This is a genomic window from Actinosynnema sp., from assembly GCF_052038725.1.
On sequence record NZ_JBQGCX010001335.1, the window covers coordinates 1 to 1,958 of the forward strand.

Sequence of the window (1,958 nt, forward strand, 5' to 3'; positions counted from 1 at the left end):
TTCTCGCCGATGCCTTCGGCGTTGAAGGGCTTGATCACGTACTCGTGAGCCCCGGAAGCGAGCGCCCGGACGATCTGCTCCTGCTCGCTCTCCGTGGTGACCATCATCAAGGTCATCTCGCGGAGGGCAGGGGTCTTGCGAGCGGTCATGATGAACTGCAGCCCGTCCATGACGGGCATGTTCCAGTCGACCAGCGCCAGGTTCGGCGCCGTCTCCTGCTGGACGAGCACGTCCAGGGCGACCTGGCCGTTCTCGGCCTCCAGGACCTCGCCGAAGCCGTGGCCCTCCAGCAGTCGGCGGAGGATGACCCGCATGGCGCGGGAGTCGTCGATTACGATGGCGCGCACGTCGTTACCCCTTTCAAGGAAGTGGTCGCTGCGTCGGGTGATTCGCCGCCGGCCAGTCGGTAGACCGCCGTGCGCCCGACGGGGACGCGCTGGAACGCGCTGTCGATGCCCATGGTCGTCTCGGCGGAGCCCAGCAGCAGCCAGCCGCCGGGGCGCATGAGCGCCCTCATGCGGCGCAGGATCTGCCGCTTGGTCTCCACGTCGAAGTAGATCAGCACGTTGCGCAGGAAGATCACGTCGAACGGCTGCATGGGGGGCAGCGGGTTCGCCAGGTTGATCCTGCGGAACGTGATGTTGCGGCGCAGGGCGGGCTTGACCTGCCAGTCCAGCCCCGCGCGGTCGAAGTGCGACACCAGCAGGGACGCCGGGAGGCCGCGGTTGACCTCCAGCTGGCTGTACTTGCCGGTCTGGGCGCGGTTGACCATCTCGCTGGAGAGGTCGCTCGCGGTGATGTCGTACGCTCGCCCTGGCGGCAGGCTCTCCTCCAGCTTCATGGCGATGCTGTAGGGCTCCTGACCGCTGGAGCACGCGGCCGACCAGATGCGCAGCGGCCTGGCGGGCCCCGCGCTCTCCAGCACGGCGGGAAGCACCACGCTCTTGAGGGCGAGGTACGGCTCCTGGTCGCGGAACCAGGAGGTCTCGTTGATCGTCAGGGCCTCGACCAGGGACTGCCGCAGGTCCGGCGACTTGCCGGACTGCACGGCCTGCACCAGCGAGGCGGTGTCGGCGTGGCCAGACTTGCGTGCCAGCGGGAGGAGGCGCGACTCGACCAGGTACTCCTTGCCGGGAGCCAGGACGATCGCGGCTTCTCGCTTCACGAGGTCTGCCACGAAGGCGAATTGCTGGGCGTTCAGTTCCACTACGCCACTCCCGGAGCTGTGGCAGCTACCCGATCGGGGAGCTGGGAGAGGATGTATCCGGTCATGTCGGACAGGGGCAGGACCTCGTCGGCCAACCCCGCCTCCACGACCGAGCCGGGCATTCCCCACACGACCGAGCTGAACTCGTCCTGTGCGGCGATCCGGGCGCCCTTGGCCCGGAGTACCTGTGCGCCCGCCCTGCCGTCGTGCCCCATCCCGGTCAGCACCACGGCCAGGACGTTCCCGCCGTAGACCGAGGCGACCGAGCGGAAGAGCACGTCCACGGCGGGACGGCAGTGGTTCTCCTGCGGGCCGTTGTGCAGCTTGGTCTGCACGTTCGTGCCCGCCCTGACCACTTCCAGGTGCTTGTCACCCGGAGCGAGGTAGACCGTGCCGGGACGCAGGGGCGTGCCCGCGGTCGCCTCGACGACCTTGACCTTGCACCCCGCGTCCAGGCGCTGCGCGAGCATCGCCGTGAAGACCGGGGGCATGTGCTGGACGACCACCACGGGGACCGGGAGGTTCGCGGGCAGCTCGGAGAGCACCACGCGGAGCGCCTCGGGTCCACCCGTGGACGAGCCGATGGCCAGCACGTCGACGCGGTTGTGACCGCCGGGGATTCCGGGAGCGGAGGACCTGCCGGGGCCGCGGCCGACCGGGGCGCCCGTGCGGGCGGGCGGCTGGGCGCCGGGCCTCGCGGGCGTGCCGGGTCGGGCGGGCGGGCCGCCGACCGGGGGAGCGCCCACCGGGC

Annotated in this window: 3 protein-coding genes; all 3 read right to left on the minus strand. The window is 70.3% G+C overall.

The annotated features are described in order from the left end of the window. A partial coding sequence (locus ACTUAL_RS28170) for a response regulator (RefSeq protein ID WP_440902359.1) occupies positions 1-347 on the minus strand: 347 nt, incomplete at its 3' end. After that, the gene (locus ACTUAL_RS28175; protein ID WP_309141993.1) at positions 332-1,177 is read right to left on the minus strand and encodes a CheR family methyltransferase; all 846 of its coding nucleotides are present in this window, start codon (positions 1,175-1,177) and stop codon (positions 332-334) included. The genes ACTUAL_RS28175 and ACTUAL_RS28170, both read right to left, overlap by 16 nt. A gap of 29 nt (positions 1,178-1,206) precedes the next feature. Continuing rightward, positions 1,207-1,958, minus strand: a 752-nt coding sequence (locus tag ACTUAL_RS28180; protein WP_440902360.1) for a chemotaxis protein CheB, incomplete at its 5' end; no start/stop codon positions are given.